At 61.5% G+C, this 22476-nt stretch carries 20 protein-coding genes; 9 read left to right on the top strand and 11 right to left on the bottom strand.

Going from position 1 to position 22476, the window contains the following annotated elements; all coding sequences use genetic code 11:
* Positions 1–21: 21 nt before the first annotated feature.
* Positions 22–507 carry a cupin domain-containing protein gene (locus AC3WOE_RS24850; RefSeq protein WP_492694187.1) on the top strand — a complete coding sequence of 162 codons (486 nt, stop codon included), beginning with the start codon at positions 22–24 and terminating at the stop codon, positions 505–507.
* 87 nt (positions 508–594) lie between these two features.
* Here the strand turns inward: AC3WOE_RS24850 and AC3WOE_RS24855 are convergent, their stop codons facing one another.
* Genes AC3WOE_RS24855 through AC3WOE_RS24880 form a run of 6 tightly spaced genes read right to left on the bottom strand, consistent with a single transcriptional unit; the run spans position 595 to position 5744 of the window.
* The gene (locus AC3WOE_RS24855; protein ID WP_492694189.1) at positions 595–2052 is read right to left on the bottom strand and encodes a hypothetical protein; all 1458 of its coding nucleotides are present in this window, start codon (positions 2050–2052) and stop codon (positions 595–597) included.
* Between the two features lie 53 nt (positions 2053–2105).
* Positions 2106–2324: a SlyX family protein gene (locus AC3WOE_RS24860; RefSeq protein WP_492694191.1), complete on the bottom strand. Its 219-nt coding sequence runs from the start codon at positions 2322–2324 to the stop codon at positions 2106–2108.
* Positions 2325–2328: 4 nt separating this feature from the next.
* Positions 2329–4698, bottom strand: coding sequence for a penicillin-binding protein 1C (pbpC, locus tag AC3WOE_RS24865; protein ID WP_492694193.1), 2370 nt, complete (start codon positions 4696–4698; stop codon positions 2329–2331).
* Positions 4699–5007, bottom strand: a complete 309-nt coding sequence (locus AC3WOE_RS24870) for an addiction module antidote protein (protein WP_492694195.1) — start codon at positions 5005–5007, stop codon at positions 4699–4701.
* 2 nt (positions 5008–5009) lie between these two features.
* On the bottom strand, positions 5010–5309 hold the full coding sequence (locus AC3WOE_RS24875; protein WP_492694196.1) for a type II toxin-antitoxin system RelE/ParE family toxin: 300 nt from the start codon (positions 5307–5309) through the stop codon (positions 5010–5012).
* 57 nt (positions 5310–5366) lie between these two features.
* Positions 5367–5744, bottom strand: a complete 378-nt coding sequence (locus AC3WOE_RS24880; protein ID WP_492694198.1) for a YfeK family protein — start codon at positions 5742–5744, stop codon at positions 5367–5369.
* Positions 5745–5837: 93 nt separating this feature from the next.
* Between AC3WOE_RS24880 and AC3WOE_RS24885 the strand changes: the two genes are divergently transcribed.
* The 5 genes from AC3WOE_RS24885 (at position 5838) to AC3WOE_RS24905 (ending at position 13190) form a co-directional block, all read left to right on the top strand.
* The gene (locus tag AC3WOE_RS24885; protein ID WP_492694200.1) at positions 5838–6428 is read left to right on the top strand and encodes a putative 2OG-Fe(II) oxygenase; all 591 of its coding nucleotides are present in this window, start codon (positions 5838–5840) and stop codon (positions 6426–6428) included.
* 10 nt (positions 6429–6438) lie between these two features.
* Positions 6439–7545, top strand: a complete 1107-nt coding sequence (locus tag AC3WOE_RS24890) for an aromatic ring-hydroxylating oxygenase subunit alpha (protein ID WP_492694202.1) — start codon at positions 6439–6441, stop codon at positions 7543–7545.
* Between the two features lie 155 nt (positions 7546–7700).
* Positions 7701–8816 carry a DNA polymerase III subunit beta gene (gene dnaN, locus AC3WOE_RS24895; protein WP_492694204.1) on the top strand — a complete coding sequence of 372 codons (1116 nt, stop codon included), beginning with the start codon at positions 7701–7703 and terminating at the stop codon, positions 8814–8816.
* Between the two features lie 93 nt (positions 8817–8909).
* A complete protein-coding gene (gene gyrB / locus AC3WOE_RS24900; RefSeq protein ID WP_492694206.1) occupies positions 8910–11459 on the top strand; it encodes a DNA topoisomerase (ATP-hydrolyzing) subunit B in 2550 nt (849 codons plus the stop codon).
* A gap of 210 nt (positions 11460–11669) precedes the next feature.
* Positions 11670–13190, top strand: a complete 1521-nt coding sequence (locus AC3WOE_RS24905) for a hypothetical protein (protein ID WP_492694208.1) — start codon at positions 11670–11672, stop codon at positions 13188–13190.
* 870 nt (positions 13191–14060) lie between these two features.
* Here the strand turns inward: AC3WOE_RS24905 and queC are convergent.
* From queC to AC3WOE_RS24930, 5 genes are read right to left on the bottom strand one after another with little or no spacing between them, the layout of a single operon-like run.
* Positions 14061–14771, bottom strand: coding sequence for a 7-cyano-7-deazaguanine synthase QueC (gene queC, locus AC3WOE_RS24910; RefSeq protein WP_492694210.1), 711 nt, complete (start codon positions 14769–14771; stop codon positions 14061–14063).
* A 14-nt stretch (positions 14772–14785) separates the two neighbouring features.
* Positions 14786–15865, bottom strand: a complete 1080-nt coding sequence (dbpB, locus tag AC3WOE_RS24915) for a DGQHR domain-containing protein DpdB (RefSeq protein WP_492694212.1) — start codon at positions 15863–15865, stop codon at positions 14786–14788.
* On the bottom strand, positions 15862–17193 hold the full coding sequence (gene dpdA / locus AC3WOE_RS24920) for a tRNA-guanine transglycosylase DpdA (protein ID WP_492694214.1): 1332 nt from the start codon (positions 17191–17193) through the stop codon (positions 15862–15864). Before dpdA ends, dbpB (AC3WOE_RS24915) begins: the two co-directional genes overlap by 4 nt.
* Positions 17190–18323: a DGQHR domain-containing protein DpdB gene (gene dbpB / locus AC3WOE_RS24925; protein WP_492694216.1), complete on the bottom strand. Its 1134-nt coding sequence runs from the start codon at positions 18321–18323 to the stop codon at positions 17190–17192. The genes dpdA and dbpB (AC3WOE_RS24925) overlap by 4 nt, the downstream gene beginning before the upstream one ends.
* On the bottom strand, positions 18320–19039 hold the full coding sequence (locus AC3WOE_RS24930; RefSeq protein ID WP_492694218.1) for a hypothetical protein: 720 nt from the start codon (positions 19037–19039) through the stop codon (positions 18320–18322). Before AC3WOE_RS24930 ends, dbpB (AC3WOE_RS24925) begins: the two co-directional genes overlap by 4 nt.
* A gap of 308 nt (positions 19040–19347) precedes the next feature.
* Between AC3WOE_RS24930 and AC3WOE_RS24935 the strand changes: the two genes are divergently transcribed.
* The 3 genes from AC3WOE_RS24935 (at position 19348) to AC3WOE_RS24945 (ending at position 22357) form a co-directional block, all read left to right on the top strand.
* Entirely contained in the window at positions 19348–20454 is a 1107-nt protein-coding gene (locus AC3WOE_RS24935) for a 6-carboxytetrahydropterin synthase (RefSeq protein ID WP_492694220.1), read from the top strand.
* Positions 20455–20549: 95 nt separating this feature from the next.
* The gene (locus AC3WOE_RS24940) at positions 20550–21566 is read left to right on the top strand and encodes a hypothetical protein (protein WP_492694222.1); all 1017 of its coding nucleotides are present in this window, start codon (positions 20550–20552) and stop codon (positions 21564–21566) included.
* A 23-nt stretch (positions 21567–21589) separates the two neighbouring features.
* On the top strand, positions 21590–22357 hold the full coding sequence (locus AC3WOE_RS24945) for an HAD hydrolase-like protein (protein WP_492694224.1): 768 nt from the start codon (positions 21590–21592) through the stop codon (positions 22355–22357).
* Positions 22358–22476: the final 119 nt, after the last annotated feature.

Genomic DNA, 22476 nt, shown 5'->3' on the forward strand with positions numbered 1-22476 from the left:
CATTGTCCCCGGAGACCCTGAATGCCCACACCCGCCGAACTGCGTCAGACCCTGATCCGCAATTTCAAGGAAGCGCCGCGCGAGCGCTTCGTCCGCGCGCCGCGCTACGACACCGAATCCACGTCGCTGTCCAAGGGCACCGCCGCCCGGCAGCTCGGCGCCAGCTTCGACATCCTGGCCCCCGGCCAGATGGGCTGCCCCTACCACTTCCACTATGCCGAGGAAGAGATGTTCATCATCCTGCAGGGCGAGGGCACGCTGCGCGTGGCCGGCGAGAGGGTGCCCATCCGCGCCGGCGACACCATCAACATCCCGGCGGGGCCCGAGTACCCGCATCACATCATCAACACCTCCGACGCGCCGCTGCACTACATCAGCATCAGCACGCAGAAGGAGCCGGAGATCTGCGTCTATCCCGACTCGGGAAAGATCGGCGCCTTCGCCCCCGGGCTGCGCTATCTGCACAAGCAGGACGCGGGGCTGGACTACTGGGTGGACGAGCCCTGACGCAGCGGCCCATGCCGGTCTGCTGGCAGGCAGACCGTCCTTCGCCAGGCGTCAGACAGGCCGCAGTGGCCTGTCCTCGGTCCGGGCTCAGTACTTCGCGTTCGGGGGGAAGTAGTCGAGGCCGCCGGTTTCCCAGTGGTATTTGTTCTTGTCCTTGTTGTTGCCGCGTGAGCTGGCGGTGTCCACCACGATGGGCGTGACCTTGTACTGGGCCTCGTCCAGCACGTAGATGAAGGCCACGCCACCGCTGCCGCCGTCGATGTGGGCATGGCCCTCGAAGCCCACCTTGAGCACCGAACCGCCGGCGGTGGTGTTCGAGCGCAGCTGGCCCTTGCCGAGCAGCGCCAGCTGCTGGGAGCTCAGGCTGGAGCTGGACGTGCCGTTCTTGTAGGCCACCGGATTCATGACCCAGGTGTCGGAGCGGTCATAGGCATAAACCGATTTGCGGCCCGCCAGGGTGGTGAGGTCGGGCTTGGTGGGCGGCTTGAGCGCCTCGCGCATGAAGCCCAGCAACTCGTTCTGGGCCGCGATCAGCGTCTCGAAGGGGTCGTAGCGATCGCTGGGCACGATCTGCGTCGGCGCCTGCTTGTCCTGCAGCGCCACCTTGGCCTCCAGCTTGACCAGCTCGGGCTTCTTGCCGGGAATGCGGCTCACCAGATCGCGGTCCAGCTTCTTGATCTCCTTGACGATGTCGTCGACCTCCCGGCGCTGGCCGACGAAGACCTTGGCCAGATCGGCGGCGTTCTCCAGTTCGTCCTGCACCTCGTCCAGCTTCTTGCCCAGCGCCTTCCAGTCGGAGGCCTTCTCGGCCTCCAGCGCCTTGCTCACCACTAGCAGGACCTCGTTGATGGACTTCAGGTTCTTGGGGTGCAGGGCGGGGTTCTTGAGGCCGTCGCGCAGCTTTTCCAGCTCGTCGATGCGCTCCAGCAACTCGGCCGGTTCGCGCAGGTCGGTGCTCTCGATCATCTGCAGGGCCTTGGCCAGGCTGACCACGGTGGCCACGGCCTCCTTGCCCGACTTCTTCTCGACCAGTTCCTTGAATTCCTTGACCGCGGCGACCAGGCGGCTCCTGTGGTTGTCCGCCGCCCACTTCAGGGCGACACCCAGGCGCGCCTTGAGGCCGTCGAACGCCTTCTGGGCCTTGGCGGTCAACTCGCCCTCGTCCTTGCTGGGCGGGGTGGCGGTCTTGAGCTTGAGCAGGGCCTCGGCCACGTCCTTCACCCGCAGGGCCGGCTTGCGGATGCTCGCGTTGAGGAACTGCACGGTCAGTGCCTTGTCGGTCAGCTGGGGGCCGATCTCGAACAGGATGGCCTTCTCGGTCTCGGCGATCTTGCCGACCAGCACCTTGAGGCCCGAGTCCTGCTTCTTCATCAGCGTCACCATGCCGCCCCCGACATCGCCGATGAAGACGACCGCCGGCTGCTTGTCAGCGCGGTCGTAGATATAGCGCAGCGGCGCTTCGTCGCCTCCGCTGTCCTTGAGTTCGGTCTTGAGCAGGCGGGTGTAGTTCGCCGGCAGCAGCAGATCCAGTTTGGCGGTCGTCATGAGGTCTCCTGAAAGCCCCCATGAGTGACGGCCCGTCGCTGTGGGTTCCCGCCTCAGTAATGCGGCGGCAGCTCGTCGCGCAGGCTGCGGGCCTCGCCAGGCTCGGCCGCCGTGGCGCGGTTGCGCAGCTCGACGAGCTCGCGCACCAGCCGGTCGATCTGCTCCTGTTGGCGCACGATGACCTGATTCAGCTGCTCCACCGTGTCCTCAGCGAAGCTGGCCTTGATCTCGAGATCGGTGATGCGTTGTTCCAGGGCTTGCAGGGTATCCATGCCGCTATGGTGCCGCAAGCTGGAACTCCACCCGCGCCCAGCGGCCCAGGCCGTCCATGACGGTGAGGCGATGCGGGCCGGCGCGGTCGATGCGCAGGGTCTGCGCCGCGGCCGCCTTGGGGCTGTCGGCCATCCATTGGCCATCCAGCAACCAGGTCGTGCCCTGCTGGGCGCCGACGGCCTGCAGCTTCACCACCACCTCACGCTGACCCGGCGTCGGACGCAGCACCGTGCCCGGCTCCAGGCCGACGACGCGCAGCCGGTTGGCCACGGGCTGGTTGCCGCCGCAATCGGCCCGCCAGGGCAGGCGCTCCAGCGGATGGCGCTGCTCGGCGTCGAGGAAGGGCCCGAGCAGGGCCGGCCAGCGCACGGCCTCGAAGCGCTCGGCCGTCGGCGCGCAGCTGGGCAGCACGCGCTGACCCGCAGCCACCCAGACGGGCTCGGCCAGCGGCCCCGGACGCAGCCGGTCGGGCAGGGTCGGCGGCACGGCGCCGTCCAGCGTCCAGGCGGTGCGACGCTGCAGGCACAACGCCGGCTCGGTGGCCGACTCGGCCGTGCCCGTCGGCCAGCAGATGGGCACGGCCACGACGCTGTCCGGCCGGTGCCGCGGCCCGAGCTGCTGACGCGACTCGGACGGGCCGAGGGCCGCGGCCAGGTCGCGCAGCAGCGGTGCGGCCGAGTTGGCGCCGAAGTGGCCGGGGTTGGGCGTGCCGTCGGGCCGGCCAATCCAGACGCCGAAGGTGTAGCGGTCGGTCACGCCCAGGGCCCAGGCGTCGCGAAAGCCGAACGACGTGCCCGTCTTCCAGGCCACGCGCTGGGCGCTTTCGCGAAACGGATTGCCGGGCCGTCCACCGTTTTCCAGGATCTCGCGCACGATGAAGGCAGCACCCGGGCTCATCAGCCGCGCTTCCCGCAGCGGCTCTTCCGGCGTCAGGGGCGTGAGATGAGGTCGCGCGGCAATGCCCTCGCGGGCCAGGGCCGTGTAGGCGCCCACCAGCTCCTCCAGCGTCGTGCTGCCGCCGCCGAGGATGAGGCTCAGGTTGGGCGCGGCATTGGCCAGCATGCGCAGCTTGAGGCCGGCGTTGCGCAGCCGGCCGGCGAAGCGCTCCGGGCCGATACGGTCCAGCAGGTCCACGGCCGGCACGTTGAGCGAACGCTGCAGGGCCTCGCTGACGCTGACCGGCCCCGAGAAATCGGCCTGGAAGTTGCCCGGCGCGTAGCCGCCGAAGTTCTGCGGCGCGTCGATGAGCAGGCTCTCGGAATGGATCAGCCCCTCGTCCAGCGCCATGGCGTAGAGAAAGGGCTTGAGTGTGGAGCCCGGCGAGCGCTTGGCCCTCACCATGTCCACATGGGCGCCGCGTCGCGCGTTGTTGAAGTCGGCCGAGCCCACATAGCCGCGCACGTCCAGCGTGCGGTTGTCCACCACCAGGGCCGCGAGCGACACCGCGTCGGGCAGGCTGTTGAGGCGGTCGGTCAGCAACTGCTCCAGCCGCGCCTGCAGGCCGGCGTCCAGTGTGGTCTGGATGACGGCAGGCGCATGGCCGCTCTTCCTGGCCTCCTGGCGCACCCGCTCGGCCGCGAGCGGCGCCAGCCAGCGGGCGCGCAGCGGCGGCGCGAAGACGCGCTCGAGCTTGGCGTCGGCCACGTCGGCGGCGCTCCACACGCCCAGGGTCTGCATGCGCGTCAGCACCTTGTCGCGCGCCGCCTGTGCCGACGCCACGGCGCGGTCGGGCCGCAGCCGCGTGGGCGACTGCGGCAACGCCACCAGCAGCGCGGCTTCAGCCTTGGACAGATCGGCTGCGCCCTTGCCCAAGTAGGCGCGGCTGGCCGTCTCCACGCCCTCCAGCGGCCCGCCCATGGGCGCGAGGTTGAGATACAGCGACAGGATCTCGTGCTTGCTGCAATGCAGCTCGAGCTGCAGGGCGCGGGCGATCTGGCGCAGCTTGGCCGGCACGCTGCGGCCGGCGGCCTTCTCGTCGACGAGGCGGGCCACCTGCATGGTCAGCGTCGACCCGCCCGACACGATGCGCCCATGCCGCACCCACTGCCAGGCCGCGCGCATCAGGGCCACCGGGTTCACGCCCGGATGCCAGCGGAACCAGCGGTCCTCGTAGTGCAGCAGGGCCTGCAGATAGTTGGCCGACACGGCCTCGGGTGTCGTCGGGTGGCGCTGCGCGCCGTCGTCGCCCGGCCAGGCGCGCAGCGGGCTGCCGTCCGCAGCCAGCACCGTCAGCGTCGGCGAATTGCTGGCGGGCGTGGGCAGGGGGAAGACGAAGTCCAGCAGCAGAACAAGCAGCAGCAGAGCTGCGAGGCCCAGCTCGAAGCGGCGCAGGCGTGAACTGCGGTTCGCCTGGGCCGACGCGGCGCCTGTCACTTAGGACGAGTGGATGGGCTGGGCCACCAGCCGCACCCCGAGAGCCGCGCAGACGCGGCTGACCGTGTCAAAACGCGGCTCGCTGCCCGGGCGCAGCGCCTTGTAGAGGGCTTCCCGCGTGATACCCGAATCCTTGGCCACCTGCGTCATTCCGCGGGCGCGGGCGATATCACCCAGCGCTGCTGCCAGCAACGCCGGATCAGCCTCCTCCAGCACCGTCGTCAAATAGGCGGCAATGTCTTGCTCGCTGTTCAGGTATTCAGCAGCATCGAACTCTGGCAGTTCGGTGACCTTGGTCTTGCGGGTCATGTTCAATCCTCCAAAGACTGGGCCAACCGGATGGCCTTGCGAATGTCCGCCTGCTGCGTGGACTTGTCACCACCGCCCAGCATCACGATCAGCGTGTCACCCCGCTGGACGTAATACATGCGCCAGCCCGGGCCGAAATGCTCGCGCATCTCATACACCCCATCGCCGACGGCCTCCACATCGCCGAGGTTGCCCAACTGCGCTTTGCGCAGGCGCTTGATGAGGCGCACACGGACGAGGCCGTCTTTCAGGCTCTTGAGCCAGGTGGAAAACTCGTCGAGTTGGCGAACGGTGATGGCCACGGCCAAACTGTAATCGAACGATTACACAAACTCAAGGCGAAGCGAAGAAGCCCCGGGTCAGCGCGGGCTCGAAGCCGCCTTCGCCGCCCGCAACTGCTGCAGCTCCGCCTTCAGCCAGGTCCCGCTTTCCACCGGCGCCTTGCCGGCGCAGCGCACCAGATAGGCCTTGCCGCTGGTGCTGCTGGTGGACGCGCCCTTGTCGATGAACTGCTCGGCAGTGGCCACCATGTCCTTGCCTTCGAGATAGTCCAGCTTCTTCAGCAGATGGGCCTTGGCCTCGGCGCCGGCATACCAGCTGCCGTTGCGATTGAACTCGCAGCCGGAGGACTGCAGCCGGTTCATCAGCGCGTCGACTTCGGCGCGGGCCGCGGGCGGCAAGGGGGCGGCGACGGCCGCAGTGGCGACGAACAGCAGGAGGGCAGGCAGGATGCGCATGGCCGGGATGCTACGGGCTGCACCCGAGGACAAACACGTGGCGGAAGAGATCTTCCGCGCCCGCAGAATCGGCGCGATACGCCCACGCGCCCTATGCAGAAGCAAGCCTGGAAGCTCTTCCCCACCCTCGTGCACCGCTACACCGAGGTGCTGGCCGCCGACCAGCTCGCCACCATCCTCGAGCACTGCCTGCAGATTGACGCCGGCCAGCACGGCGCCCTGCTGGGCGACGCGAAGTCGACCTTCGCCAAGCAGTCTCATTTCATCGAAGCCCTGGAAGCCGCCCACGACAACCTCAAAGGCCTGACCCAGGGCCTGGCGCGGCTGATGAACGCCTATGCCCAGGAGCTGGGACTGGGCAGCGCCACCCTGTCCAACTCCTGGTTCAACATCCAGCGCCCGGGTAGCCTGCTCAAGCACCACACCCACCCTGACTCGCGCGTCTCCGCCGCCCTGTGCATCGCCAGCGACGAGGCCAGCAGCAAGCTGCACTTCGAGAACCCCAACCCGCTGGTCGGCTTCATCGAGGCCGCAGAACCCACCGAGTTCAACATGGAGATGGCCAAGTTCAAGCTCGCGCCGGGCGACCTCGTGCTTTTCCCGTCCTGGCTCAAGCATGGCTCGGGCTTCGAGGCCAACCAGTCCGAGTTGCGCGTGGTCATCAGCCTGAACGCGGGCCCCTGAAGGAGAAGCCATGAGCGAATCCCGCTGGCAGGTCCACCCCGAAGTCGCCCGCGCCGAGACCCTGGACAAGGCCTTCTACCTCGACCCTGCCGCTCAAGCGCTGCAGTACGAGCGCGTGCTGGCGCGCAGCTGGCAATGGCTGTCCGACCTGCATGGCGTGCAGGCGCCCGGCAGCCTGCAACCCGAAACCCTGCTGCCGGGCAGCCTGGACGAACCCCTGCTGCTGTCGCGCGACGCCGCGGGCGCCCTGCGCTGCCTGAGCAACGTCTGCACCCACCGCGGCAACATCCTCATCCACCAGCCCTGCCAGGACGCCGCCCAGATCCGCTGCGGCTACCACTCGCGCCGCTTCGAGCTGGACGGGCGCATGGTCTTCATGCCCGAGTTCCAGCAAGCCCTGGACTTCCCCCGCCCCTGCGACCATCTGCCCCAGGTCCCGCTGCAGGACTGGGGCGGCCAGGGCTTTGTCGCGCTGGAAGCGCCGCTGGACAGCTTCGACGCCTTCTTCGGCCCTGCCATGCAGCGCCTGCACTGGCTGCCGCTGCAGGACTTCCGCCTCGACGCCAGCCGCAGCCGCGACTACGAGTTCGACGCCCACTGGGCCCTCTACGTCGAGAACTACCTCGAAGGCCTGCACATCCCCTTCGTCCACCCCGGCCTGACCCAGACCCTGGACCTGAGCCAGTACCGCTACGAGCTGCACGACTGGAGCAATCTGCAGTTGGCCGTGGCCCGAGCCGACGAAACGGCCTTCGACCTGTCGCCCGAGGCCGCGGAATTCGGCCAGCGCATCGCGGCCTACTACTGGTGGGTCTTCCCCAACCTGATGCTGAACTTCTACCCCTGGGGCCTGTCGCTGAACCAGGTCACGCCCATAGGCCCGGCGCGAACCCGGGTGCGCTTTCGCTCCTATGTGTGGAAGCCCGAGTTGCTGGGCCGCGGCGCCGGCGGGGCGCTGGATGAGGTGGAAATGGAAGACGAAGCCGTCGTGATGACGGTGCAGCAGGGCCTGCGCTCGCGCTTTTATCGACACGGCCGCTACTCCCCGACCCGCGAGCAGGGCGTGCACCACTTCCACCGGCTGATCGCCCGGGCCATGGAGGCCGCGGGAGGCTGAAGCCGCCCCGGGGGCGTCTCCGGGTTGACCCGTAGCCTCCGCGACAGCCCTGCCGGCCGGCCGGGCACCGTTTCCGGGCGACAATCGCAGCTTCGCGCGCGCGTTGTGCTTGGGCGCGCCCGATTGCCCCCCAGAGATCCCCCCAAGAGGCCTCCATGATCGTTTTGAAAGCTCCCCAGGACCAGGTGCTCGGCGCGCTGCAAGCAGTGTCCGGCATCGTCGAGCGGCGCCACACGCTGCCCATCCTGGCCAATGTGCTGATCCGCAAGACCGGCAACCAGGTGGAGCTCACGACCAGCGACCTCGAGATCCAGGTGCGCACCACCGTCCAATTCGACGGTGACGCCGGCAACCTGTCCACCACCGTGGGCGCCCGCAAGCTGATCGACATCCTGCGCTCCATGCCGGCCGACCAGACGGTCAGCCTGACGAGCAACCAGAACAAGATGACCCTGCAGGGCGGCAAGAGTCGCTTCACGCTGCAGACCCTGCCCGCCGACGACTTCCCCCTGGTGCAGGAAGCCGCCGACTTCGGCCCCGCCTTCAGCGTGCCGCAAAAGGCGCTCAAGGGCCTGATCAACCAGGTCCACTTCGCGATGGCGGTGCATGACATCCGCTACTACCTGAACGGCATCCTGTTCGTCGCCGAAGGCAAGAACCTGACGCTGGTGGCCACCGACGGCCACCGCCTGGCCCTGGCCCAGGCCGAGCTGGACACCGACATCCCCAAGCAGGAAGTCATCCTGCCGCGCAAGACCGTGCTGGAGCTGCAGCGCCTCCTGAAAGACGGCAAGGACGACGAAGCCGCCATCGAGATGCGCTTTGCCGGCAACCAGGCCAAGTTCAGCTTCAGCGGTATGGAGTTCGTGACCAAGCTGGTCGAGGGCAAGTTCCCCGACTACAACCGCGTCATCCCCAAGAACCACAAGTTCCGCCTGACCCTGGGCCGCGCGCCGCTGCTGTCCAGCCTGCAGCGCGCCGCCATCCTGACCAGCGAGAAGTTCAAGGCCGTGCGCCTGACCTTCGAACCGGGCCTGCTGTCCATCGCGTCCAGCAACGCCGAGCAGGAAGAGGCCAAGGAAGAGATCGAGATCGACTACGCCGGCGACAAGATCGAGACCGGCTTCAACGTCACCTACCTGATGGATGCCCTGGCCAACATGAGCCAGGACATGGTCTGCATCGACCTGAACGACAGCGCCAGCAGTGCGCTGCTGACCATTCCGGACACCACCGGCTTCAAGTACGTCGTGATGCCGATGCGAATCTGAGTCACGACCTGACTTGGACACAGCGGGCTTAGGCCCGCTTCAGTGCTTTTATAGGGCGATGAAAAGTCGCCCGCGAGTGAGAGAGAGTTCCCGATGAGTGATGTGAATAGCAGCCCCGAACACCCGGATGGTCTGAACGCCAACCAACAGGCGGCGGCTGCGGCCGAGGCCAAAGCGGGCGAGGCCTATGACGCCAGTTCCATCCAGATCCTGGAAGGCCTGGAGGCGGTACGCAAGCGCCCGGGCATGTACATCGGCGACACCTCCGACGGCACGGGCCTGCACCACCTCGTCTTCGAAGTGGTGGACAACTCCATCGACGAGGCCCTGGCCGGCCACTGCGACGACATCGTCGTCACCATCCACACCGACAACTCCATCTCCGTCATCGACAACGGCCGCGGCATCCCCACCGGCGTCAAGATGGACGACAAGCACGAGCCCAAGCGCTCCGCCGCCGAGATCGCGCTGACCGAGCTGCACGCCGGCGGCAAGTTCAACCAGAACAGCTACAAGGTCTCCGGCGGCCTGCACGGCGTGGGCGTGAGCTGCGTGAACGGCCTGTCCAAGTTCCTGCGCCTGACCGTGCGCCAGAACGGCAAGGTCCACTTCATCGAGTTCGCCAAGGGCATTCCGCAGAACGGCGAAAGCGTCATGGTCGACGGCTTCGAGACGCGCCCGATGAAGATCATCGGCGACACCGACAAGCGCGGCACGGAAGTCCACTTCCTGCCCGACACCGAGATCTTCAAAGAGAACAACGACTACCACTACGACATCCTCGCCAAGCGCCTGCGCGAGCTGAGCTTCCTGAACAACGGCGTCAAGATCCGCCTGGTCGATGAGCGCAACAACAAGGAAGACAACTTCGCCTATGCCGGCGGCGTGAAGGGCTTCGTCGAGTTCATCAACAAGGGCAAGACGACGCTGCACCCGAACATCTTCCACGCGCAGGGCGACAAGGTCAGCGACCAGGGCACCAACGTCGGCGTCGAAGTGGCCATGCAGTGGAACGACGGCTTCAACGAGAACGTCCTCTGCTTCACCAACAACATCCCGCAGCGTGATGGCGGCACCCACCTGACCGGCCTGCGCGCCGCGATGACCCGCGTCATCAACAAATACATCGACGACAACGAGCTGGCCAAGAAGGCCAAGGTCGAAGTCGCCGGTGACGACATGCGCGAAGGCCTGGCCTGCGTGGTGAGCGTCAAGGTGCCCGAGCCCAAGTTCAGCTCGCAGACCAAGGACAAGCTGGTCAGCTCAGAAGTGCGCGCCCCGGTGGAAGACATCGTCAGCCGCCTGCTGACCGACTACCTGCTCGAGAACCCCCTCGACGCCAAGACCATCTGCGGCAAGATCCTCGACGCCGCCCGCGCCCGCGAGGCTGCCCGCAAGGCTAGAGAGATGACGCGCCGCAAGGGCGTGCTCGACGGCCTGGGCCTGCCCGGCAAGCTGGCCGACTGCCAGGAAAAAGACCCCGCCCTGTGCGAGATCTACATCGTGGAGGGCGACTCCGCCGGCGGCTCCGCCAAGCAGGGCCGCGACCGGAAGTTCCAGGCCATTCTGCCCCTGCGCGGCAAGATCCTGAACGTCGAGAAGGCCCGCTACGAGAAGCTGCTGACCAGCAATGAAATCCTGACGCTGATCACGGCGCTTGGCACCGGCATCGGCCGCGGCGCCGGTGGCGACGACTTCAACCCCGACAAGCTCCGCTACCACCGCATCATCATCATGACCGACGCGGACGTGGACGGCGCCCACATCCGCACCCTGCTGCTGACCTTCTTCTACCGCCAGATGCCCGAGCTCTGCGAGCGCGGCCACATCTACATCGCCCAGCCGCCGCTGTACAAGGTCAAGGTCGGCAAGCACGAGCAATACCTGAAGGACGGCCACGAGTTCGACGCCTTCCTGCTCAAGGTCGCGCTGCAGGACGCGAGCCTGGACACCGGCGCGGGCGACACCCTCAAGGGCGACACGCTGGACACCCTGGCCCGCAAGTACGTCGCGGCCCAGTCCGTCATCGAGCGCCTGTCCAACTGGATGGACATCGAAGCCCTGCACGTGCTGGCCAACGGCCTGGCGCTCAAGCTCGACACGCGTGAAGAAGCCGAAGTCAGCGCCGCCAGCCTCAAGGGCCTGCTGCACGACGCGTTGGTGACGGTCGAGACCGACCCGCGCACCGACAAGCTCTTCCTGAAGATCGCCCGCACCCACCACGGCAACGTGCGCGCCAGCGTCATCTCCGCCGACTTCGTGCACGGTGCCGACTACGCCGTGCTGGCCGACGCAGGCCTCAGCTTCCAAGGGCTGATCAAGCCCGGCGCCATCGTGCGCAAGGGCGAGGGCGAGAAGGCCAAGGAATCCAAGGTCGACGACTTCCGCGCCGCCATGGCCTGGCTGATGAGCCAGGCCGAAGGCAGCGTCGGCCGCCAGCGCTACAAGGGCCTGGGCGAGATGAACCCCGAGCAGCTCTGGGAAACCACCATGGACCCGACCGTGCGCCGCCTGCTGCGCGTGCAGATCGACGACGCCATCGAGGCGGACAAGGTCTTCACGATGCTGATGGGCGACGAGGTCGAGCCGCGGCGCGACTTCATCGAGACGAATGCGTTGAGGGCGGGGAATATCGACGTTTAGTCATGTGTTGGTAAGTTTTCGCAGAATTTCAATTTTGTAGAGGGGGGTGAAATGATTTCGTATAAGGCGTTCGCATTTCGTCAAGCAAAGAATTCGCCTGTGCAACTCACTTTTGTTGCACCTTCATACGAAATTGATTCCTGGGCAAAAGTCCCTACGCGTCTTTCAAACAAGAGGACCGGGTTTCAGCGCGCGGCACTTCCTTCTCACGTGAAGGACATCAAGAAGTTTTTTTCAGATGACGATTCGAAGCGGAACTCTAGTCCCACGGCCGTCCTCATTGGTGTCGAGCCAAGTTCCCAAGGTTTAGTCCGAATCCTTGATGACGCGGGTGCGCCTATAGATTTAGAGTCAATTCAGCAATTGCCAGTCCAATGCGTTGTAGTGCTTGACTATCAGCCTTGGAATCCAAGCGAATTTGATGGCCAACCCGATCTCGAGATCGCGGCATTGGCAAAGAAGCTGGGGCTTCTCGACGAGATTGCGGAAAGCGAATCTCCCGAGTCCGACGATGCCAATGATGATGAGCACGTCTCGGATGCTAGCGGTGACGATGATGCCACCAATGCTGTTCTCGAGGATGACGATGATGTTGATTCGCCCCTTGAACAGACTGAGAGGGCTATTGAGGAGTTCTTCGCTGGACTCCGGCCCGATCAGCTTAGAAGTATCCTCGCTACCGCAGATTACGTAGGTTGGCAACCTGCGAAGAAGGCTCGGTTGCTGGAGATATTGAAGGATGAGCCCAAGCCTTGCGTAATTATCGATGGGCAGCATCGAGTTAAGGGGACGCACAAAATCGGGAATATTCCATTCTGTGTTTCGTTCTTGCCATATGCTGATTGGGCGGAGCTATCCTTTCAATTCATCGTAAACAATAGCAGTGCTAAGAAGGTTGACGAAAATCTTCTTTTTGGCATCGTCGGACATAGTCTTACTCCTGAGCAGTTGGCAACCACTGAAGGACGCCTCAATAGGGCAGGCATCAAGGTTTCCTTGATCAAGGCTGCTATGCGCGTTCAACTGGAGAGCAATCCATTTGTCGGAATGTTAAGGACGAATACTCCCGGCGAGCGCGGATTCTTAGACGCGACGGCATTTCAAAAGAAGGTTATCGAACTTTGGTACGGCGGAAGAAGCAAGAACGGACTAGAGTCAAAGTTTAAACAGTTCCGAGCAACTGAAAACCGTGCCGCCCGGTCTATGGGTGATATTTTCGGTCCACTTTGCAAGGGGTCAAATAGTAGAGACCGCGCCGAATATTGGCAGGAAAAACTCTGGTTTGACTATTTCAAGGCTTTTTGGACACCGATCGCCAAACAATACGCGGTTCAACTTTGGCCAAAGTCTGAAGCAGAATGGTTGCCGACCGATCAATCCAAACTGGCAAAAGATAGTCAAGCGAAGACGCGGCAAAAATTGATGCGCGCTACGGTTCTTGGGTTGCTGCAGGTTGCCGTGCTGCAAGCTTGGGCTGACTTCACCCTTAGCAATCTGGAAATGGAAGACAAGACTTGGGCAGACCTGAAACTCACGCCCGAAAAGTTTTCTACGCAGATTGAGAAATTCGTAAAGCGGTTGCCAGAAGAGTTTTTCTCTACGCTGACTTATACAGGTTTTGACGCATCCAAGCCGCTTCGAGAGGAAATGGTCGATTGCATGTTGGACATTCTGGAAAAACATAAGACGCTTCCTGAAGTGAAAGACCTTCACAAGCGCTTCTGGGAGTGATTGAAGAGCTATTCAAGGTCCTCAAGGGCGCGGTCCTTAAGGATCCAACTAGTGACGAACTCGAAAATCTGCTCGAGTTGGCCAACTTTTACTCAGCAGACACCTCTAGACTTAGGCGCGATCTCGAGAATTTGGTCAAGGAGCGTCTGCTGATGCACTTGATAGGGGACGTGCCCACGCACCTTAATTTCGGCGAGCGGTTGCAATTCGTCGCAAGACGCCTGCAAACGCTTTCTATGGCGTCGGATAAATATCAGCCAACTTCTAGTGCGGTAGAAGTCGTGGCGTTGACTACGATACAGCAGGCCGTTGCAGGGGCCCTATCGGAGTCAAAAGACGGAGTTGCAGGATTGGATGAACGCTTAGCACTTGATCTAATTCAACTGCAAGGGCACCGTTGTGCCGTTTGCGGCATGCCGCTCAGAGCACATGTACGCAAAAATTCTCCTAGATTCTCCGATGGATTCGAGCCAATCGCGGAGAACCTTCACCTCGACCATATCCTTCCCTACTACTTCTTGGGTAACGAAGGAGGGCGGCGCATTCTCTGCGGGGGATGCAATACTCTCAAGAATGATCGTATAGGAGTGCAGGAAGATGGATTTGTAATCTCCGGCAATCATGTTAGGACTAGAGATAGAGCGTCAATTAGGCGTCGAATGGTGTATTGGGCGCTCGAGCATTCGCGCAAATGTGAAGATCCCGAATGCACCGTAACTCCTTCAACTGGGATACTCTTGGTCGAATCTTTCCGCCGAGACGTTCCCTTCATGCATGGCAATCTCGCGGTCCGGTGTGACTCACACGGATCAAACAAAGCGGTGTGGGTTCACGAGTAGGGGCGAGTCGACTCCTAGTACGCTGCTTTTCTTAATTAACGCGGGCGGCGATATAGTTTTCATACCCCTTCGCGCGTAGCTCGCAGGCCGGGCAACTTCCACACCCGAAGCCCCATTTATGTAGTTTGGCGCGGTCGCCCAAATAGCATGTATGCGTTTTTTCGCGGACCAGGTTTAGAAATAACTCACCGCCAAGCTGCTCCGCCAGGCTCCAGGTGGCGGCCTTATCTATCCACATGAGCGGCGTTTCAACGACAAGCCTCGTATCTAGGCCGAGATTAAGGGTTACCTGAAGTGACTTCAAAGTGTCGTCACGACAGTCCGGATAGCCTGAGTAGTCCGTTTCACACATTCCCCCCACCATCGTCTTGATTCCGCGCCGATACGCGACGGCGGCTGCGAAGGTGAAAAACATGAGGTTTCGGCCGGGCACGAATGTGTTGGGGAGACCTGACTGTCCGAACTCAATAGCCTTCTCAGCAGTTAGCGCCGTATCGCTGATCTGTCCTAGCAACTGGAGATCAAGAAGATGGTCCGGTCCGAGCTTAGCTCCCCACTCAGGAAACGACCTGCGCAACTCCGCCATGAAGTTGACCCGGCTCTCAAGTTCGACGCGGTGCCGTTGTCCGTAGTCGAAACCGATGGTCTCAACTCGGTCGTAGCGCTCAAGCGCCCATGCGAGACACGTTGCGGAGTCTTGTCCACCTGAAAACAAGACTAGTGCGCGCGTTCGATCAGTCATGAGTCCCCCCCGCCCTAAGTGTTGGCTGCGCGGCGCTGCTTGCGTAGCGCCTTCTTTGTCGACGCCACCAGGTAACGTGTGAGCGCGTCAATGTCACTAGGAGTGTTCTGAATTCCATTCCAAGGACGCACATCCACCTCGGTGAGCGCCCATTGCCCACTAGTCCAAGCGGTGTACGGCTTCAGCGCTTCCAGGCCATCCATGAACTGCCGCCGTTTGGTTGCGCCCTCGGCATAGAACAGATGGTCCATGACGAAGCCCATAGCAACCAGGCCGGCGCCATGCACAAGGCGGCTTTGGCGCGGTGTCATCCCAATCCACTCGGGACCGAACACCTCCTCAACGGCGGCGAAGAACTCGCTGACAAGTTCGTACGAATGGTCTTCACGGTTCTCGTACTGAATGAAGTCACGGATGGCACCATCGGACGCGGAGTTCATGACCAATTTCTGCATGGCGATGTCGCTGAGCACGCCGCCGGGATTGGTGTGCTGCTTCACCTGTCGATGCAGCGATGAGGCCGGGGTGAAGTTCAAGCGATCAACGATGCGCGCAGAGAACTTGCGGGCTGTAAATCGCTCAGGCAGGCCGTCCACCTCAGGCAGCAACTCGTAGATCAGCGTCTTGGGCAACGGGCGAGTGTTGTTGATCAGCACGAACTGCTGCCGAAGTTCGTTGTAGTCCTTGCAGACCAACGCTGAGACGAACACCTGAAAGCCGGGTTTCTCTAGTCCAGAGAGCGCCGTGAGCCGCTGCTGGCCGTCGACCACGAAGCCGGGTTTTTTCCCGTCCTCAACGTCAACTTCGATGTCCAGCACACCGCCGGCCGACTCGGTGATTCGCACTCCATCGATGAAGGCGACGATGACCGCGTTGGGCAGTAACGCGTCTTCTCGCGAGAGGTAGTCACGGATGTCCTTGATGTGCGATGAAATTTGATGTCGCTGGAAACCCGAAAGTGCGCCGTCCTCCTTGCGAGCCACGCGCTCGATCTCTGAGAACGCCAGGACGTCGTGTGGATCAGCCGCAAAGACAAACACATCGTGATTGGGGGCTTGCTTGGCGCGGATCGCCTTGAAGCGAAACTTGTTCATGGAGCAGAGGCCAGCGTGCGCTGCACGTGGCGGTGATAGACGCCTAGGTTGTGAAACCCACGGCGGCGGTTGTGGTTGTTAGAGCGGAAGACGAGAACGTCAATGCCGATGGAGCGGCAGATACTGCAAGTGCAGCGCTTCCACGGCGCGGCAGCTAGCGTTTCGTGAGCGGCGGCTTGGATTTCGGAGAGCTTCTTTTCGCGTTTAGCTTCGTCGTTGTAGAGCGGCGTTTCGATGGCACGGTGATAGGCCGTCACGGCATCTAGTGCACTGGAGAGCGGCGCCGAACCCGCATCGAACGCGCGCAGAGTCTTGAGGGCTTGAGCTTCAAGCTTGGCAAGCTCTTCGGGCTTGTAGATGCCGTTCTTGACGCCCTGCATGAGCTTGGCGCTACCCAAGGTTTGCGGAACGCGGATTGCGGTGTAGTACTCCAAGCCGCTGCCCGGCTTCTCAATGTAGTAGTTGCACTTGGCGTCCTTGAACGCACGAATGAGCGGTGATGTCGAGTCGAAGCTGGTGATGCCAAAGCCAGTGAACTCGTCGATGGACTCGGCTTTCGCAAAACCCAGAAGATGGATCTTCGTCTCAGGCTTGATCTTGCTACGGATCGCGCGAAGCACTGCTTTGATGGCAGGCACCTTGAGCGGCACCATGCCACCGATAGCAAGGTACCGATAGCCCATCGCCTCGAGCGCCTGGGCTGCTTGCCCCATGCTCGCGGGCGACCATCCTTGCACAGGGCCCATGGGCTCAAAGGGCTCATCCTCGCTTTGCGCGATGTCCAAGAAGCGGCGCGCGTTGTCGAGCGTGATCTCGTAGCGATCCTGGATTCGAGCGACATAGCTCGCCTTGTCCTCGGCGGGCAGTTCATTCGGTGCATGAGGCACCTTGGGATCGTTCAGATCGCAATCGAAAATGATGTGATCCGGTGACACGCCATGCGTAAAACCAGCGTCGTCGTAGAAGTCAAAAACCTCTCGCGGCGTGAATGCTGGACGAGCGAGATCTGCGTAAGCAAAGGCGCCGCAGTCGCCCATCAACATCAAGTCGCGAAAGCGCGGACCGCCGAAGCGTAGGTAGCGCCTGGCCCCATCGCGGAGAAAGCGCTGCTCTTGGGCCGTTGTGTAGCGCACCTTGGACTTGGCCACGCCGTCGGCCTGACGAACCGCGCTCATCGCGACTAGCAAGCCGTCGTACGGCGGTTCGTCGAGCAGTTCGTGGGCGTAGGCGTCCGTGTGATCCTTCTCGCGGCCAGGGGAGTACTTCTCCTTCTCAAAGTCGAAGTTGGGGTCGACGAAATCTTGGGTGTCGGAATACAGGAACTTCATCTGGATGCGCCTGTCGTATAGGCGCGAACAAGGGCGTCTTGCAGGCGTTTGATATCGCGGGGCGTGTTCTGGACTTCGTTCCATGCCATGCCGATGCTTTCCCATGCACCTTTGGTCCAGCGGCAGTGCGGAACAACGCGCTCAACTTCGCGTTGAACGGTCTTCAGGTCTTCGTCGGCACTCGAGAGCTTGGCGTAGATGCGGTCCATCAATACGCCCATCGCCTCAATGCCGGCGGAGTGCATCAGGCGGCTATGACGAGGGTCTCTTGCCCATGCTTCCGGAAACACGTTCTTGACCGCGGTCCAGAACGTACACAGCACTCGGTACATCGCCTCCAGATTGGCGGCATCTAGGTGAGTGGCCTTGTATTGAGCCAAGGCACCCAGCGGGTTGTTCATGCTGTTCCGAATCATCGTGATCACAGCCGTATCGGTGATCACAGCGCCGCTTGACCCCTTGTCCGAGGGGCGTTTGATGAGCTTGTGGAACGGCGAACTGGGGTCTCGGTTGAGCAGCCCGCACAACTCAGACGGAACGCGCCTGGCCGTCAACTCTCGTGGCAGATGGACACCGCCGGTCTCCGGCAGCAGTTCGTTGATCAAACGAGTAGGTAGCGGCTTGGCCTTGTTGACCAAGATGAACTGCTCTCGCTGAATCTCGAGGCTATCTGAGATGAAGCCAACCACCGGCACCGGAATGTCGCGGTTCTGCGCCTGCGCGAGTGCGAGGGAGCGCTGCTGACCATCAACGATCCAGGCAACACACTCGCCTTGCGGCCGTACGGGGATGGTGAGCGTGCCGGACTGTGCAATGCCCTCATCGCCCTTTGGACTAGGGCCGCGCGAGGCAACAAACTTCACCTCGGGCGACATCGCCAGGATGATGGCGTTCGGAAAAAGCACCGCGCCTTGGTTCAGGTAGTCGACGATGCCACGCACGTGGCTACGGATCTCGGGTCGCTGGAAGCCCTTGAGCTCCTCGTTGCCATCTCGCTCGATTCGACTGATGTCGGCAACTCGGACGATGTCAGCGCCGCGGATGAAAAAGGCGAGGACATCCAAGTTGTCCCCCTGCGCTGTACGCAGCGCTCGCACGACGATGGGCTCGTTCTTCGACTTTGGCTTCATCGCATACGTCCTTGTTCAAGAGCTAGCGCTTCGCGAACGCGGTGATAGAGCTGGCGGAAGCGTCCTTGCTCGCAGGCAACGCCGAGACCCGTGCGCAGATGCCGCAGGAGGCGCCCCGACTGGCCAGACTGGCCCTGCCAGTGCTCATGGATGAGCCGCATTGCCTCGGCGTCAGTGATAACTCGGCGATTCGGTCGCTTAGGCATCTCGCGGACCGCAAGCGCCTGCTCAACCGCTTCTACAGCGGCCGCTGCCGAGATGCCAAGTTTTAGGTTGAGCCCGATGAAATGCGTCAAGCATCGCTGAGGGAAATCGGACTGCGTTCCGGCTGGTCCAACCGACTCAAGCCTTGGGTCATAAGGGAGCGCGCGCGTGCGAATTGCCGATGGCAGTGCGCGCCGTCCCGGCGCCCCAGTGAAGATCCAAAGCCGCTGTGCGTCGTCAGTGCTGGCAATCGCTTCAAGTTCTCGACTCAGCAGCGCAAGGTAGGGCGCCGGGAGCGCGAGATACACGTTGCCGTTTGACTGCCGTGCAATCAACTCAGCCAGGCTCAGGCCGTCTCCATCGACCAAGGCTGCCCACCAGTCTGTTGGCGTTGCGGCAAGCGCCTGCAGGTGCGGTGCAATAGAACCCTGCCCCTGAGACAAGGTCAGGTCATATCGAGGAATCGGACGTTCGCTATGGACCAGCCCTAGGCCAGCGGAGACGAACCACAACTCCGCGTCCAACCTCCGCGCGCAACTCAACGCTTCTTGTACCGAGCGCCCTTGGTAGACCGAAGCCGCGCTGCTAAGACGGGAAACCTCTTTGACTCGCGCTCGCCACTGCTTGGCAGCACTGGGGAGAGACGCCCAGGCTTCCGCCGTGAGCGCCTCTACATGCGGGCCCGCTGACTTGCGTGAGGTGCAGTTTGTGAGAACAAGCGAGCCCATGATCTGCAGTAATGTTGGAAGCGGCTGCAGAAAGTCAGAAATAACTGCAAGACAATCTAAAGTGTAGTTCAGCAGAAAAGCGAAAGGTCGCCATGACGATTCAAGTTTTTACTTCCGCAGCGGCGCCCTTCGAGGCCGCGCGGCAGGTCTCCGCACTGCCCCAAGGTCATCGCAGTCGTGGCCTGCACGGTCACAGCTTTCTCGCCACCGTGCGAGCGACTGACGGCAGCGCTTGGGAGGAGTTCCCTGGATCTGCTTCTTGGACGTTGAACAACCTGCTCAGCAAGTGCGTTCAGCGCCTGGACTACAAGTACCTCGGGACGGTTCTTGAGCAACCGACCGACGAGAACATCGCCCGATGGATTCGAGATGAGTTTGCGCGCCTGCACCCGACAGTGCGCCTGGTCCAAGTCGGCGTGAAGAGCACAGCAGGTACAGGCGTCGATGTAGATGCGCAGGGACAAGCACACGTCTGGCGTCGCTACAGGTTTCAAGCCGCGCATCGACTGCCGAACGTGCCCGTTGGCCACAAGTGCGGGCGCATGCATGGCCACTCGTTCGAGGTCATCCTGCATGCCAACCAAGACCTGGGCGCACGCGACCTGAGCATCGACTACGACTATCTCGACGAGATCTGGGCGCCTTTCCACGTGGAGTTGAACTACCACTGCCTCAACGAAATCGACGGCTTGTCGAATCCGACGAGCGAGGTGATCTCCGCGTGGTTGTGGAAACAACTGAAGACAGTGCTGCCGGAACTCAGTTCGGTGACGGTCTACGAGACCGGATCATGCGGCGCGAACTTCGATGGCAGCAACTACCGCATCTGGAAGGGGATGACTCTGGACAGTGCTGTGCAGATGCGCGCAGCGCCGCCGGGACACCCGTTGACTGCTTTACATGGTCATACCTACGACCTCAGGCTCCACCTGCGTGCGCCGTTGGACGAGGTGATGGGCTGGACGATGGACTTCGGCGACGTGAAAACACTGTTCGATCCGATCTTCAAGGCGCTGGATCATCAGCCGCTTCACGAACTACCGGAATTGCAGGACTGCACGGCAGAGCAGATCGCGCGCTGGGCTTTTGCCAAGGCTCAAGAGGTGCTGCCGGCCTGCGAGCGCATCGACGTGTTTGAGACCCATGGAGCCGGCAGCTTGCTGATTTCGGGCGAAGCGCCGGACCTCATGCCGATTTAATCGACGCCACAATCACTGGTGGTTGACCGGCGCCCTTGCTCTTCTAAATCGTCTACGTTATTCATATGTTCAGTTGGCTTAGGAGAAGAAAATCGATGACCGAAAATAAAGATCAGTCGCTAGAAAAGCGATTGGAGTCATTGGCGCGTCTTTGGTTCATCGCAGACACTCCTTTGTTCCTCGACGGGGAGTTGGTTGAGCGCTTTTATGACGCCGTATTCAGGCCAGAGGTTGAATTGGCATCAAAATCTGAAACACTCGCGAATGAGCTTTCAGCGAAAGTCGCGGGAAGTGCAAAGGTTTCGGCAGAAATAGCCCCAAAACTTCCACCCTTCCTATCTTTGTTTGGGTTGGATGTACTAAATGCGAAAGCCAGCGCTGAAGCCTCTATTTCTGGCGAAGGGGCCACGAAGCGCACCAGAACGGGCGCACTGAACTATGTTGCGGTAAAGTCAACCGAACGGCGTTTAGAGAAGTTGGTATCGTTGTATGCGGAGCGATATGGCCAGAGGCTATTTTGGGTAGATGCGTCTCTTCAATTTGCAAATGATCTAAAAGATGTCACGCAACGACTGACCTGGAGTCAAATGGCTGACGAATTAGACAAGCCCGGCCCTCGTCCAATTGTCATTCTGGACCTCGAGCCGGGCTCTAAATTGATGCCGATGTACGGGGAATTGATGAACGGGAAGGATTGCGAGCTAATAAAGGACTATCTTTCGGAGCGCGCAAAGAAAGATGAAAGTGAATATCCAATCCCGAAGTACCCATCTAGCAAATTACCTCTCAATGAACAATCGATGCAGCGACGTCAATATTGGCAGAAGGTCAATGAGCGGTTTGAGTCTATTGATGTGCTGCGCGTGATAGAAATCGCGGCTGGTGGCGAGCGTGCTCGGTTTGACTGGATCGACTTTCGGGCAATGTTTGATTTGACACAGTCCGAAGAAATGATCGAGCCCCCTCACCTGCACTTCATGGCCAGGGGTGCCTATCCAACCGGAAATTTTGCCTATCAATTGGTGCGCAGGGGGCATCGCCACGGTCTTCGGATAATAGGAACCCTGAAAAAGGGGCAGGACATAAACGTTCTGGCCGCGTATGAGCGTTAGAAATACTGTGAGTCAATAAATAAATGAATGAAGCCAAACCCGTCGAGCTAGTTATGTTGGTCGACGGAGATAATACGCTTTGGGATACTGACGCTGTATTCGCAAACGCCCAACTAAGGTTGCTTTCAGACCTTGAGCGCGAACTAGGCATTGAATGCAAAAGCGCCGATCGCCTTGCCTTTGTGCGCGCTTATGACCAAGCACTCGCATCAAAGCACCATTTGCATCTTAGGTATCCAATACAGATGCTCGTCAGAGTGCTTGGTGCCGCTCTCATGGCTCCCCGTCCTGCTGATGCGTTGGCCTTGGAGGCCATCGCAGGACGCCTTAGCACGGACGGCGACTCGGAACTGGTCGACTCGGTTGTTGGCTCATTCGTTAGTGAACTGTCTCGTATGCCAAATTTGCTTCCAACTGTTCAGGACGGACTGGCTTTGGCGGTCAGATCAAATATTGATCTTTTCCTAATGACAGAGGGCCCAATTGAGAAGCAGAAACTAGTTCTACAACACCACAAAATTGCAGGATCTTTCACTGACGTTTGGCAACTTACAAAGGATGTCGCGCAATTTCGGCGTATCCGCCAGCGCTTCGCCACATCGACGCTCATAGTGATTGGCGATCAACCTGATCGCGACATCGAACCCGCCCGCCAAGCCGGCTGTCTCGCCGCGCTAGTCCCTAGTCGTTTCCGTCCTACATGGCATGCAAGTACCGCTTGGGAAACAGCAGACTACGTTGCGACGGACTTCGTTGGCGCAGTAGCTTGGTTTCTGGCGAGAAGCCGCTAAGCAGTGAAGGCGTCGCTCATCTGCCAGTATTGGAGATAATCGGTAAGCGCGCGGTGAACACATCTTGAGAACGGCATCGCCGGCGATAACGATGCTGTCCAGTTACGCAAATAGCTGGA

The organism is Roseateles sp. FW305-36 (assembly GCF_058787015.1).

Bases quoted from the DNA above. Each gene is read 5' to 3' on its own strand.
- dbpB (WP_492694212.1), bottom strand. From the start codon at position 15,865: ATGAACAAGTTTCGCTTCAAGGCGATCCGCGCCAAGCAAGCCCCCAAT.
- AC3WOE_RS24850 (WP_492694187.1), top strand. From the start codon at position 22: ATGCCCACACCCGCCGAACTGCGTCAGACCCTGATCCGCAATTTCAAG.
- AC3WOE_RS24940 (WP_492694222.1), top strand. From the start codon at position 20,550: ATGACCGAAAATAAAGATCAGTCGCTAGAAAAGCGATTGGAGTCATTG.
- AC3WOE_RS24885 (WP_492694200.1), top strand. From the start codon at position 5,838: ATGCAGAAGCAAGCCTGGAAGCTCTTCCCCACCCTCGTGCACCGCTAC.
- AC3WOE_RS24945 (WP_492694224.1), top strand. From the start codon at position 21,590: ATGAATGAAGCCAAACCCGTCGAGCTAGTTATGTTGGTCGACGGAGAT.
- AC3WOE_RS24935 (WP_492694220.1), top strand. From the start codon at position 19,348: ATGACGATTCAAGTTTTTACTTCCGCAGCGGCGCCCTTCGAGGCCGCG.
- AC3WOE_RS24870 (WP_492694195.1), bottom strand. From the start codon at position 5,007: ATGACCCGCAAGACCAAGGTCACCGAACTGCCAGAGTTCGATGCTGCT.
- gyrB (WP_492694206.1), top strand. From the start codon at position 8,910: ATGAGTGATGTGAATAGCAGCCCCGAACACCCGGATGGTCTGAACGCC.
- AC3WOE_RS24880 (WP_492694198.1), bottom strand. From the start codon at position 5,744: ATGCGCATCCTGCCTGCCCTCCTGCTGTTCGTCGCCACTGCGGCCGTC.
- dnaN (WP_492694204.1), top strand. From the start codon at position 7,701: ATGATCGTTTTGAAAGCTCCCCAGGACCAGGTGCTCGGCGCGCTGCAA.
- dpdA (WP_492694214.1), bottom strand. From the start codon at position 17,193: ATGAAGTTCCTGTATTCCGACACCCAAGATTTCGTCGACCCCAACTTC.
- AC3WOE_RS24860 (WP_492694191.1), bottom strand. From the start codon at position 2,324: ATGGATACCCTGCAAGCCCTGGAACAACGCATCACCGATCTCGAGATC.
- AC3WOE_RS24890 (WP_492694202.1), top strand. From the start codon at position 6,439: ATGAGCGAATCCCGCTGGCAGGTCCACCCCGAAGTCGCCCGCGCCGAG.
- AC3WOE_RS24855 (WP_492694189.1), bottom strand. From the start codon at position 2,052: ATGACGACCGCCAAACTGGATCTGCTGCTGCCGGCGAACTACACCCGC.
- queC (WP_492694210.1), bottom strand. From the start codon at position 14,771: ATGACTGATCGAACGCGCGCACTAGTCTTGTTTTCAGGTGGACAAGAC.
- dbpB (WP_492694216.1), bottom strand. From the start codon at position 18,323: ATGAAGCCAAAGTCGAAGAACGAGCCCATCGTCGTGCGAGCGCTGCGT.